11 protein-coding genes and 1 pseudogene are annotated in these 12,684 nt (G+C 47.9%); 2 read left to right on the forward strand and 10 right to left on the reverse strand.

Annotated elements, in window-relative coordinates; translation table 11 throughout:
* Positions 1 to 13: 13 nt before the first annotated feature.
* The 3 genes from EP25_RS22540 to EP25_RS0112645 all read right to left on the reverse strand — a co-directional run bounded on the left by EP25_RS22540 (position 14) and on the right by EP25_RS0112645 (position 3,088).
* Entirely contained in the window at positions 14 to 1,693 is a 1,680-nt protein-coding gene (locus EP25_RS22540) for a serine/threonine protein kinase (protein ID WP_084191034.1), read from the reverse strand.
* Between the two features lie 483 nt (positions 1,694 to 2,176).
* Complete coding sequence (locus EP25_RS0112640; RefSeq protein ID WP_031434226.1) at positions 2,177 to 2,368, reverse strand: hypothetical protein; 192 nt, start codon at positions 2,366 to 2,368, stop codon at positions 2,177 to 2,179.
* A gap of 210 nt (positions 2,369 to 2,578) precedes the next feature.
* Positions 2,579 to 3,088 carry a glycine zipper domain-containing protein gene (locus EP25_RS0112645; protein WP_051906657.1) on the reverse strand — a complete coding sequence of 170 codons (510 nt, stop codon included), beginning with the start codon at positions 3,086 to 3,088 and terminating at the stop codon, positions 2,579 to 2,581.
* 52 nt (positions 3,089 to 3,140) lie between these two features.
* Here EP25_RS0112645 and EP25_RS0112650 point away from each other — a divergent pair, with 52 nt between their 5' ends.
* The gene (locus EP25_RS0112650; RefSeq protein ID WP_031434228.1) at positions 3,141 to 4,070 is read left to right on the forward strand and encodes a glycoside hydrolase domain-containing protein; all 930 of its coding nucleotides are present in this window, start codon (positions 3,141 to 3,143) and stop codon (positions 4,068 to 4,070) included.
* 142 nt (positions 4,071 to 4,212) lie between these two features.
* Here the strand turns inward: EP25_RS0112650 and EP25_RS0112655 are convergent, their stop codons facing one another.
* Together EP25_RS0112655 and EP25_RS0112660 are read right to left on the reverse strand one after the other, a co-directional pair.
* Positions 4,213 to 4,725: a hypothetical protein gene (locus EP25_RS0112655; protein ID WP_031434229.1), complete on the reverse strand. Its 513-nt coding sequence runs from the start codon at positions 4,723 to 4,725 to the stop codon at positions 4,213 to 4,215.
* A 445-nt stretch (positions 4,726 to 5,170) separates the two neighbouring features.
* Complete coding sequence (locus EP25_RS0112660) at positions 5,171 to 6,328, reverse strand: DUF2235 domain-containing protein (protein WP_031434230.1); 1,158 nt, start codon at positions 6,326 to 6,328, stop codon at positions 5,171 to 5,173.
* Positions 6,329 to 6,872: 544 nt separating this feature from the next.
* On the opposite strand from EP25_RS0112660, the gene pgi reads away from it, so the two are divergent.
* Entirely contained in the window at positions 6,873 to 8,507 is a 1,635-nt protein-coding gene (pgi, locus tag EP25_RS0112665; protein ID WP_031434231.1) for a glucose-6-phosphate isomerase, read from the forward strand.
* 102 nt (positions 8,508 to 8,609) lie between these two features.
* On the opposite strand, the pseudogene EP25_RS0112670 reads toward pgi, so the two are convergent.
* The 5 genes and pseudogenes from EP25_RS0112670 to glmS form a co-directional block, all read right to left on the reverse strand.
* Positions 8,610 to 8,783 (reverse strand): annotated as a pseudogene (locus EP25_RS0112670) (REP-associated tyrosine transposase); the annotation flags it as partial.
* 9 nt (positions 8,784 to 8,792) lie between these two features.
* Entirely contained in the window at positions 8,793 to 9,476 is a 684-nt protein-coding gene (locus EP25_RS0112675) for an MAE_28990/MAE_18760 family HEPN-like nuclease (RefSeq protein WP_036300546.1), read from the reverse strand.
* Positions 9,473 to 10,567 (reverse strand): DUF262 domain-containing protein, encoded by a 1,095-nt coding sequence (locus tag EP25_RS0112680; protein ID WP_031434234.1) that lies wholly within the window; start codon positions 10,565 to 10,567, stop codon positions 9,473 to 9,475. Before EP25_RS0112680 ends, EP25_RS0112675 begins: the two co-directional genes overlap by 4 nt.
* Before the next feature lie 90 nt (positions 10,568 to 10,657).
* On the reverse strand, positions 10,658 to 10,834 hold the full coding sequence (locus tag EP25_RS23480) for a hypothetical protein (RefSeq protein ID WP_160172730.1): 177 nt from the start codon (positions 10,832 to 10,834) through the stop codon (positions 10,658 to 10,660).
* 20 nt (positions 10,835 to 10,854) lie between these two features.
* A complete protein-coding gene (gene glmS, locus EP25_RS0112690; RefSeq protein WP_031434235.1) occupies positions 10,855 to 12,684 on the reverse strand; it encodes a glutamine--fructose-6-phosphate transaminase (isomerizing) in 1,830 nt (609 codons plus the stop codon).

Below are 12,684 nucleotides of genomic sequence, written 5' to 3' on the forward strand. Positions count from 1 at the left end.
TATGATTCTTTGCTTAACGATAATCTTTGTGCGGAAATCTGAAACTCGGGTGCACGGGCTCTGGATAACCGCGCATGGCTTGCCTGTCCGGCCGATTTGGCGGAGGAGGCGCGCCTTGCGGCGCACAAACAAGCCGACGAGATTCCAACGACCTACACGACCCTCGCTCGATACCGAAAGGCGTACTAAATTGACAGCCGGCATTTAACGATTGGTGTCGACAGGCGTCGTAAGCCGGTTCAGACGGCTTAGGCAAAACGGCGGGCCTGAACGCATCGGCACTCCTTACTATTGGCTGACGATTAATTACTTGCGCTTGCCGATTGTTGACAATGTTTGGCTCCGCTGCAGGCTGCGAAATTGTGTCGATGACTTCTCGTTGAGCTTCGTTAGGCAATTCACCCACAGAAGCAAACGCTTCCTTCATCGTACTTTCCTCCGTCTGAAGAGCAGAAGATACATTAGTTTGCGCCATCATAGCGCCACCCTCCTGGTAAGGCAATTTTCGACCGCTCCAATAAAGATACAATGTCACCGAGAGCAGGGCCAAAAAAGCAAAGCGGCCGATCGCACCGCCCTTTTTTTCCGTTTCGTAGCGAATAATCACCGAGGGAGTCGACTTTTCCTTCGCTGTTTTTTTCTCATTGTTCGATGGGAACGCCAAAACCTTTTCGAAATCCTTGTTTTTCACACTTTCGTTAATCTCGGTCGCACAAAGACGATGAAATGAATTGCCGAGCAAAAGACGTTTAAAGCCGCCTATACTCCGGGGACGCGCCATATAATCGACCGACATGGCCTTCACTATGGCCATGTTAAAAGATTCGCTGATCGCCGGATTGAGTTCGATCGGCGGAACAAGCATATCGCTATGTTGCCGTTCCAGCGCATCGGGAGGAACCTTTCCTGTCACCAGATAGTAGAGCGTTGCGCCGCAAGCATAAATATCACTCCATGGCCCTTGTTTACCCTTTTGATGATATTGCTCGAAAGGCGCAAATCCGGCCGTCAACATGACAGTCAACGTACTCGATTTTTCCACCATGGCGTAGCGTGCCGCGCCGAAGTCGAGCAGTATCGGGACGCCTTCATCGGTTAAATAAATATTCTGCGGTTTGATATCCCTGTGTAAAAAATTTTTCCCATGAACGCATTCCAGACCGTTCAATATCGGTAGCATGAGTTCCAGAGCGTGATCTTCGCTCAGCTTACCACCTTTATTTTTGACATACTGATCAATCGGAATACCTTGGTGATAGTCCATGACCAAATAGGCCGTATTGTTCGCGGTAAAATAATCTCTGATCCGAACAATGTTAGGATGGAAGAACTGAGCCAATGTCTTCGCTTCCTGCAAAAAAATGCGTAAACCTTGCTGAAAAAATTCACTATCCTGCTCCGAATTGGATAGTACGGTATTATCTCCGCTTGAACGGCTAGCCGCATGAAGTGGTAGATATTCCTTGATTGCCGCCGTAGTTTCCAGAAGGGAATCCCAAACCAAGTACGTCACTCCGAACCCACCGGGCCTACCCAACACGCGTCCGACCCAAAAACGATCTTTCAAAACCGTTTTCGCCGGTAATGCGATCGATGCATATGACGGAAAGACTTGATCGCTACAAGTTTTACAAGACACTGAGCCCTCAAAGGACGTCATACAATTCGGACAGAGAGATTCGAGAGTTAACATGATTCAAAGGAATTTCGACGCACTCATTAATAGTTAAACTTTGTTTACGAAATAGATTATCGGTCCGCTAGTCACTTATTATTCCTTTACGTTTTAAACAACTTAAAAATGCTAATCCGTTTCATGTATGTCAATTGAGTGTAGTCTATTCAAGAAATGTCGTTGATCGATTCAATAACGGGAGGGATTGCCGCTTACATCGGACGATCATGAAGAAGTTTTCATCGCCCCGGACTATGAAAGTGCAAGGAGTGGGGGGGGGGGTAGGTGCGGTAAATCGCTCCGGCAGTCGATTGTGATTTTTAGCAAAGACCACGTGTTGGATCACTTAAAATATCGTAATCCGTGAAATGTGGCGGAAAAAGGAGACCGGTATAAGAGATACGGCGCAATGCCCTGTTGGTTATTGCGCCTTACGACCCTAGTTGTAGCTAGAGCAACGTAATCGGAGAAATTAAATAGGCAAAAGTTCGTAGCGAGTGCTTATTCTGTTTTCTTATTCGCTTTGTACCACCATGACCCAGCCAAAGCCATCACGCCGGCCATAGAAATGAACAAAATAGTTGGATGTTGATACAACGTATCGAAAAACGCTCCGATAAATTTCGGCATGCTGCGATAACAAGCATCCATAAGTCGCTCCTGTATATTCACAAAAATGCGTAGCTTATCCATGATAAATCGGAATGTCCAGTCGCTTGCTTTGTCCCGAAGATTAAAAAGCCTGCAGGAGCCGAGACTGATTTATGGCTGGCAAAAAAAAACAGAATTATCCAGGAAACCAAAACACATAGATCTTGAAATCAAGTCGCCCGATTAGGAATATGCTTTATCGCAAAACCTAACTGACTCTTGGTTGAGCCGGGCGGCAAAATGACATTTGCGTCAACATCTGTTTTGCATGGCCAATCCAGGAGGGCACTTTTTATGATGTTTGTAGCGAGGACGATAGTCATCATGGCGGTCGTCACGATAGCTATAATCTCTTCTATCGTTATACCTCGTAGCTCCATTCAGGAAACGCGTATCGGTATTGGTCGAAATCGCGCTACCAATTGCTGCGCCAGCCGCGCTGCCAATGATGGCCCCCGCTTGGCCGCCGGTTTCCGAACCTATATAACCTCCTAGCGCACCGCCAAGACCACCGCCTACGGCAGCGTCGCCCGACCGGTTATCGGCCGACGTGGACGCCGTAAAAACTGTTATCAAAAGCAGAAAAGTCATTTTCAACAAATTCATAGGGAGAATCTCCTTTGTCTTTACAATCGTCCTAAAATTAACAGCAAAGATAAAACAAAAGTGTGTCATTCTTATCAAATATCCCATCAATGGATTTGGGATGTTCGACGCTGCATGAAATTGTTTGGCTTGCTTTGGCGTGATGTTATGCTGCAAAAAAATCGATTGATCATTAATAGGGCGTTTCCCACTAAAGAGGAGAGCTATTATGCCAATTTGGGGAGTAGATAGTTCCAGCCCGGCGCACCTTCCAGCAAACGGTACAAGAGGTGCATCCCTGTACGAGTACGTCTGCAGATTTCTCAGCAGGAATCGGCAGAGATTCAACGCAAAAGAAGCACCGCAATTCTGGGGACGATATCTCACCCAGTCACGTCCAACCTACATGCTTTCGCAGGACGAAAAGAACTTTCTCCATAGTCACGGATGCCGGATCGTTCTTATTTACAATGACACCTGCTGGGACCAGCATCATGATATAGACTGCAAGAGGAAAGTCGGCGAGCGAACGATCCGATACGCGCTAACGGGCTACGACAACGGTACTCAGTCCGCCGAAAACGCATGCCAATTGGCGGCATCTTTGGATGCGCCTAACGGAACGAGAATTTACGCTGACCTCGAAGGTTGGTTTGTCGATGCAGACTGGATCGATGCCTGGTGCACCGAAGTTCCCGACAAATCGCGTCGCCTGGGACGCCAATATACGCCGGGAATCTATGGCAGAATTTTGGTTGGTGCGGATTTAGCCACTGCCAGACGGCATTTTAGACGAGATCCCTGGAATGTTTCCATTGAGCAGACTATAAGCGAGCAAGAGCGCAGAGACCGCCTCCTCTCTAGGGGCTTCCTCACGTTAGGCGAAGGGCATCGTTCGGATACTTCTAGGCAGCCTTCATTGGAGTCGACAGCCGCGCCTGCTCCGCCGACTCGCCCGCCGATTCATATTTGGTCGAATATGCCGCGTTATCGCTCTGGTTGTAACGAAATTCCCGATAGTTTTGAAGGCTATTCCTTTCAAGGAAGTTTCTCGAACACCGTTCTCTGGCAGTACGGAATGGCTTGTTCAAACTTGAGCCGGCTTGTCGACATGGATTTGGCCACCCAGGAGGGCTTCGATGAAATGTGGAGAGTATAGTCAAAATTGTATCTATCAGATATGGACAAGGCGGCCCCAATTATTCTACGTTTAAAAGTGCCGATGGAAGGACCAAAGGAGAATAGGTTCGAAACTGTCCCCTTTGATTTGCTTTTGGTTTGAATTATGTTTTCTTAGGTCTTCACATGTCCATTAGCATCATCGGCATACCGTAAGTCAAGACGAAGTAGCTGAAAGCGAAGATCAGGCTGACACTAATCGATTGATTGAAAAAGCGGCGGAAGATATAGGCCACGATGGTCACATACCAAACGACTAAGAATATCCCCAGGCCTGTGGAGATTTCCTCGTAATAAGGATGGTGATTCATCACCATCCAAAAATACAGCGCTTCGACGCAAACCGCCAACGTCATAATGAAGTTTTCGCAGACGAAAATGGATGTGTATAAACGACTGAAGTAAGGCCATTTTTTTTCATACAATAATAGCGCGGCTATCGAACTAAAAGCCATGGTGATACGTCCCATTACTTCCAAGGGTCCTTCGACCGGATCGGCGATCAGGCCTTCCACGATGAAGCCGGATATTAAATAAAAAGCCACATTTTTCCACATGAAGGAAACAGGCGGCGTCAATTCTGCGGGATTCTTTCTAAACCAGCAAGTGGAAAGGTAGGCGAGTAATAGTTTCATGATCAGGCTTTCACGTATAAAAAGCGCGGGGCTAGGCGTAGTTAAAACCGATTATTATAGAATGGGCCGGCCGATTTAGGCTCTGAATTTGTGCCGTTTCGCGTTTTTTTTCAGCGCGAAAACAATTCAGTTCAACTTAGTTGGCCGTAACGGATTGACAGGCTTGCAGAGGACGATCGAATTTGTATAGAGGGAAACGAGTAAATCTGGCTACTATGGCGTTTGCGCCCTGCGGGTATGCACCTGACAAACGGCGCCGGAAATTACCGGATTATAAAGCGGCTACGCCTCGCTCGACCGCCATGACTCGCAGACCGAAAAGATCATCTATTATAGCGGGAATGCGGCCTATTTGATCCGCAAACCTTGCAAAAAAGATTATGGTGGCGTGTCGCAAGGTCAAACACAAATCGGACGTTTTACACGAAGCCGCACTGAATTTACCCTAAACCACCTGATAATTTTCGGGCAAATTGACGGGGTGGTAACCAGTTTTTTGCATCCTTTCGATCACGGACGCATGAATCAAGGCATTTTCCGGAATCAATCTAGGCTCCGATTTCGGCATATAGCATCCGAAATAAACTGGCCGAGCCGGCCATTCTTTATATTTGGCCAATTTCGGAATCCATTCCAAAGGCTTCCATCCCGCCGTCATCGAATCGTGCATTTTCGCCGCCGCATCCGCACTCACATAAGCGTATTCGCCACCACTTATTTTGCGGCCATTGACGATGTGGTTATACATAGTTTTGTTTATTTCCAAGCCGTTATCGATATTGGTCGCTTCGTCTATTATCCAACGCAAAGGAAACTTGGACAATCCGCTTTCCGTTTCTTTATAGCCGCCACCGATATCGGAATGCACGCCCGCGAACCAGACTTGTTTGATATCCTGCTGAGGGTTGTCAACTTTCTTAAACGGTTCTTTGACGAAGGTTTGCGGTTCCTGCCATGGACTTAAACGAAACATGCGCCGACGCTCGTCTATCGCGATCGCCTGTCTAAATACCTCGACGCTGGGATTCTTCCGCGTGTAAGGCAAGGTTTGCAAAGTCGGAATGAAAAAACGGTCCGGCCGCGGCACCAATACCGATGCAACGGTATCCCAAACACCCATAAACCTAATCGTCACATGGCGGGCCGACGTGATTTTTTGAAAGCGCCAACTGATTGAAAGGTCGTTCTGCTCGCTGGATTGCTTATAAGCCGTCAGGGCATAGCCGCACAGGTTCCTTTGATTTGGCTGCAGTAGGCCTATAAGCGTCAACATCCCGGCCAACGCCCTAACCGTATAAGCGCCGCGGCTAAAGCCGAATAAGAAAATCCGGTCGTTTGCCTGGTAATGATCGATCAGATAGTTATAGGCCTCCAGAATGTTGTCATCCAAACCATAGCCGGAAGCGAGCCCTAACACCCCTTTGAATTTATTGCGGAACTGCTCCCACGCATCGCTCCGACTCAGTGTACCGACACCCGGATCGTAAAAGACGCACTGGTCAGCATCCTTCTTGGCAATCCGAAACAACTTCAGCACATTGGAAATATTGTCTTTGATTTCATTACCGGTGCCATCGCAACAGATGACGATATTTTTGGGCATAAACCGTATGCTCCCGAAGTTAACAAATTAAATACCGTGTTGAATCATACTTCATACTGGGTTCTCATACCATTAAAGGAACGTCGTAAATTGTAAAACATATAGAGGAAAATCAGGTTGAGGAGCTCGCAAGAGGATCGTGCTTTGCAATCACACACATAAAAAGCCTGTGGGAGAGTAATAAAGCAGTTCCAAACTTTTCAATTGCTTGTGGTGTTGGTCATCAAAGGCGCGGTGGCGGATATACTGGGTTCGATGAAATGTGGAGAATATTATCCTGATTGCTTATTTATTTGGCTGGCAATGGTAAGGCACCCGTTATTTTTCGTTTCAAAAGTAGCGATGGATGGAACGAAGGGTAATTCGATCGAATGTACCAAGACATTTCAATCGGTACCGACCCTTTTGCTTTTGTTACCCCCGACCCGACCAAGCCTCTTCATTTATTAATTTCCCGAACTCAATCTTTTGACCCTTTTACCATTTGTTTTTCGGCCTTTTTTTCTTTAGACTTCCTACTTACAAGAAAATACGGAGTTTTCCATTGTCTTCCCTGACCGATTCAGCAACCTGGCAAGAACTCCATGAACATCATCGGGAAATTGCCGTATTACACATGCGGGACATGTTTGCGCAAGACCCGCAGCGTTTCGATAAGTTCTCCTTAAAATTCCAAGATATCCTGTTCGATTTTTCCAAGAACAGAATCACCGAAAAAACCCTGCCCTTGTTGCTCAAGTTGGCCAGAGAAAGAGACCTGGCGGACAAAATCGCCGCCATGTTCAGCGGGGACAAAATCAACCGCACCGAGAATCGCTCCGTTTTACATACCGCGTTGCGCAACCCCGGCCAACAGCCCTTTATGTTGGATGGCCGGGATATTCATGCCGATATCCATCGCGTGCTGAACAAAATGCGCGTTTTTTCCGATGCTGTGCATTCGGGAGAGTGGCGAGGCCACACCGGTAAAGTCATCACCGACGTCGTCAACATCGGTATCGGCGGCTCGGACCTGGGGCCCAAAATGGCGGTCAGGGCCTTGCAGCCTTACGCCAAGGGCACTATCCAATCGCACTTCGTATCCAATGTCGCTCAGGCCGAGCTGATCAATACCCTGAACAAATTGAACCCGGAAACGACACTGTTCTTGATCGCCTCGAAAACCTTCACGACGCTGGAAACCATGACCAATGCGTTTTCGGCCCGTGCATGGTTAGTGGACGCCCTGAAAGCGCCGCAAGCGGTCGATAAACACTTTGTCGCCATCTCCACCAATTGCGAGAAGGCGGTCGAATTCGGCATTAATCCGGACAATATTTTCGAGTTTTGGGACTGGGTCGGGGGCCGTTATTCGCTGTGGTCGGCAATCGGTTTATCCATTCCGCTTAATATCGGCATGGATAATTTCGAGCAACTGTTGATCGGCGCCCACGAAGCGGACGAATACTTCAAAAACACGCCTTTCGAGCAAAACATCCCCGTGATCATGGCCCTGCTGGGCATCTGGTATAACAACTTTTTCAATGCGGAAACCCATGCCATTCTGCCTTACGGCTATTATCTAAGGTATTTTCCGGCCTTCATGCAACAAATGGACATGGAAAGCAACGGCAAAAGCATCGATATCGACGGCAATCCGGTCGATTATCAAACCGGGCCGATCGTCTGGGGACAAGCAGGCACCAACGGGCAGCATGCCTTCTATCAGTTAATCCATCAAGGCACCAAACTGGTACCGTGCGACTTTCTGATCCCCGGTACCAGCTGCCATTTCCTGCCGGATCACCGCAATATCCTGGTCTCCAACTTTTTGGGCCAAACCCAAGCCCTGATGCAGGGCAAAACCGCCGATCAAGTGCGCGAAGAACTGGAACTGGCCGGCAACGAATACGACGAGGCGCTGGTAAATGCCAAGGTCTTCCCCGGCAACATCCCGACCAACTCGTTCTTATTCAAGGTCTTGTCGCCGAAAACGCTGGGCTCGTTAATCGCCTTGTATGAACACAAAGTCTTCGTGCAAGGCGCTATCTGGAACATCAATTCATTCGATCAGATGGGCGTCGAACTGGGCAAAAAACTCTCCGGCGCCATTTTTCCGGAATTGCAGAACGACCAGCCTGTGCATAGCTACGACAGCTCGACTAACGGCCTGATCAATTATTTGAAGGAAATTCGTTGATGTGTCGGCTTATAGCCACAGGGCACAAGCGGCTTCGCCTAGCCAGACCTGTGTGGCTACCATGACACTTCAATCGATACCGACCCTTTTGATTCCTTTTGATTCCGGCAGCACCACCCAGCCATCAATGTGAAAAGGTTGTTTCTCCCGGCCAACGCGCACGGCTTGTCGTAACTTGTCGATATGATCAATCAGCAATCGGGGTTTGCGTTCGAGCAAATTGACCGTAAAGAAGTAAGTTCCGCCAGGAACACGATTGCGTCGATAGTTTGGCATAGCGTAAGTTTATGCCAATTTGGCGGATGGCGCTCCGCTTATCCGCCCTACGGTCCTCTTAAATAACTCGAGGGAAGCGTGATTTTCAATGTCATTTTTGAAACTTCTCATCAATCCTATCACTTCATCACTTATTTCTTTATAGCTATCTTGAGTAACGTCAATATATTCTCCATGTGCAATAGAGTTTCTTCTAGCTAGTAGACTTTCATCAATAAAGTTACTCTTTGTTAGGTAAGGGGTTTCGCTAATACCTATCAAGCTCAATATTTCCTTCAATACTTCTGAGTTCAAATTGGATTTTGTATTAATAACACCTTCTTTTGGAAAAACGGCGGTCTGACTCATTTTATTTCTCATAAAGTCGACAGACATGATATTTCCTAATTTTCCTACTTTGACGCCATATTGAGATAATTCTTTGTACAGCCCGATTGCTACGAAGGAATCATGCAATTCTTCGTATTTTAAGTTCTGGCAGGATACAAACTCTAAGTAGCATTTAGCCGCAATTTTAACAAAGCCTTCCCAATGAGCGTACAAAACTGGAATATTTGCGCGGATAACTGAGTTTTTCTTCCTTTCAGGAGCTGATCTCAGAAGGCTATTCAAAAATGATACTTCTACCACTCTCCAACTAAAATCCGTATCCAATCGCTCTTGGAGCTGATATACCGACCTAATTTTACTCACGGCTTAAAAAAGTCTTTAGAGAATGGGATAAGATTCTGAAGCCTAGTAGTACCCCTAACCCCTGCTTTTGTAAACTCCTTAAATGTTTCATCACTCCACAACTCTTTCGTTCTTTCAAAAATGAATTCTCTTGATCTATCGTTCCCAAGCCCTTCTATATCTTTTAGATTAATTGAAATTCCATGAGAAAGAGCTTCAAACCCAGAAATCAGGAATCCGCCAGAAAACTTTCTCCCATTAAATTTTCTGAAAGCATCCTCTCCTAGTGAAGTATCGATAAGGGAAAAAGTCCTAAAGAAGACATCTAGCTCCCTTTCTAAATCAATTTCTCTCGAAGTAGCTAAGGAAATTGCACCTTCATCTAGATACTCATTTATATCCAGTCGTCCCTCGTATGGTATATTTCGTACAACAAAGAATCTAAGCGCTAGCTCTATATTCTTTTGTTGTTGTTCCGCATTTGTAGTAATTGAAAGGGTGTCGAGAAAAGGTTTAATCTCAGCCGTCTCTTTGAGCCATTTATAGAATGATGAATTAACCTTAACAATAACGCAGTTCCTCACCTCTTGGGCATTCAATGATGCACCACCTGTATTCAACCGCTGAAATAACTCATACTTGCTTTGTGAGTCACTTTCCTTGGTTAAAATCTCAACCCTAATACGTGATCGGCGGATTTGAAGTTGCAGAGGCTTACTAAGACCATTCTCACCTGAAACCCATTTAACACCCACTAATGAAGGGAGCATTTTTGTAGCCTCAAGAGGTTCGGGAGTTACAATATCGCCATCCGGGCCTTTTAGTATTCCAACAAACTCGAATATAGTAGAAAGCCTTTGTAGGCCATCTATGAGCTCCCATACACCACTTTCATTCTGAAATACAAATATTGGCGGTATAGGAATACCCAAAAGAAGCGACTCAATGAATCTAGATTTTCTAGTCAAATCCCACCGAAAGTATCTCTGGAACTCAGGATCAATAATCAGCTCCTCATCCCGATACAAGTTCATTAGCTCTCCGATTGACATCTCGTATCCATCTTTAACGATATCTTGAGAAGCTTTTGTTATTTCAGACTCTAAACTCATTATATTTCTCTAAATTTTATAATAGGCTTAACGTTGCGCTCAGTCGCATCGAGGCCGTGCAGCTAGTTCGACGTTGACTGGAGCACCTTGTTAAGCGCTCCCACATTTTTCCTGGATCTGCTGCTTGAGCACTTCTATGCCCTCAGCCAAACATTTCATGTGCAGGCTGTTCTTCTCATGATCGAATTTTTCTTCCGCACCATTGGCGATTAAGTGATCCGAGGGGGAAACATGGTCAGGTCTTGCAATGGTGCAAATAATAAACATCCCTGTTCAATCTCCAAAAATTATTCCACCGTCACCGACTTGGCCAAATTCCGAGGCTGGTCGACATCCGTCCCCTTCAGCACCGCGACATGGTAGCTCAGCAATTGCAGCGGGATCGTGTAGATGATCGGGGAAACGACGTTCGCGACCTTGGGTACTTTGATGATTTGCACGTTTTCGGCTGGCTCGGTTTCCAGCGACTCGTCCATGAACACGATCAGCTGGCCGCCTCGGGCGCTGACTTCCTGCATGTTGGACTTGAGTTTCTCCAGCAGGCTGTTGTTCGGCGCGACGGTGATGACCGGCATTTCCGCGTCGATCAAGGCCAACGGTCCGTGTTTCAGTTCGCCGGCCGGATAGGCCTCGGCGTGGATATAGGAAATTTCCTTCAGTTTCAACGCCCCTTCCATCGCGATCGGGTATTGCGTGCCGCGCCCGAGGAACAAGGCATTTTGTTTTTCGGCGAACTGTTCCGACAGGTTTTGTATTTGCTGGTCGAGTTGCAGTACCTTTTCCAGGTTGCCGGGCAGGGCGAACAGTTCCGAGGAGATATGTTGCTCGATTTCCTCGGTCAACTGGAAACGGCGACCGACCGCGATCACCAGCATCAGCAACGAAACCAGCTGGGTGGTGAAGGCCTTGGTCGAGGCGACGCCGATTTCCGGGCCGGCGCGGGTCATCAGCACCAGGTCGGACTCCCTCACCAGCGAGCTTTCCGGGGCGTTACAAATGGTCAGCGCATATTTGACGCCCAGTTTTTTCGCTTCCAGCAGCGCGGCCAAGGTATCGGCCGTTTCGCCGGATTGGGAGATGGTCACGACCAGCGTATCGGGCTGAATGACCGGATTACGGTAACGGAATTCGCTGGCGACATCGATATTGCAAGGCACCCTGGCGAATTTTTCGAACCAGTATTTCGCCACCAGTCCGGCATGATAGCTGGTGCCGCAGGCCAAAATCTGCACGGATTTTATGCTGTCGAATACTTCGGCCGCTTTATGGCCGAAGGCGTTGTCCTGAAAACGATTGTCGACGAAGCGGCCTTCCAAGGTTTGCGTGATGGCCCAGGGCTGTTCGTAGATTTCCTTCAACATGTAGTGGCGATAGGGGCCTTTTTCGACCGCATCCGCCGTCAATTGGCTTTCCTTGATCGGCCGTTCGACGATGTGGTCGGTTTTATCGTAGATGACCAGGCTGTCGACCTTGAGCTCGGCGATGTCTCCTTCTTCCAGAAAGATGAAGCGTTGGGTGACCGGAAGCAGGGCGGCGACATCGGAGGCGATGAAATATTCGCCGATGCCGACGCCGATGACCAAGGGGCTGCCCTTGCGGCAGGTGACCAGCGTATCGGGCTGATCCTTGCTGACGACACCCAGGGCATAGGCGCCTTCCAGCGTTTTAACGGTCTTCTTGACCGCCGTCAGCAAGTCGGGGGACTCTTGCAACTGATCGTGGATCTTGTGCACGATCACTTCGGTATCGGTTTCCGATGTGAAATGGTAGCCGTTTTCCTTCAGCGAAGTTCTCAACAGATCGTGATTTTCGATGATGCCGTTGTGGACGACGGCCACGCTGTCCCTGGAAATATGCGGATGTGCATTGTCCGTGCTGGGTTTGCCGTGGGTGGCCCAACGGGTATGAGCTATGCCGAGCGTACCGCCGACCGGGTCCTGATCGATCATTTCCTGTAGGACGCTGACTTTACCCAGGGCCCTTTTTCTGAAAACCTGCTCGCCGTTGACCACCGCCAAGCCGGCCGAGTCATAGCCACGATATTCCAGTCTGCGTAATCCTTCCATCAAAATCGGCACAACATTCCGTTGCGCGATTCCACCGACTATCCCGCACAT

This window comes from Methylomarinum vadi, assembly GCF_000733935.1.
Classification (GTDB): domain Bacteria; phylum Pseudomonadota; class Gammaproteobacteria; order Methylococcales; family Methylomonadaceae; genus Methylomarinum; species Methylomarinum vadi.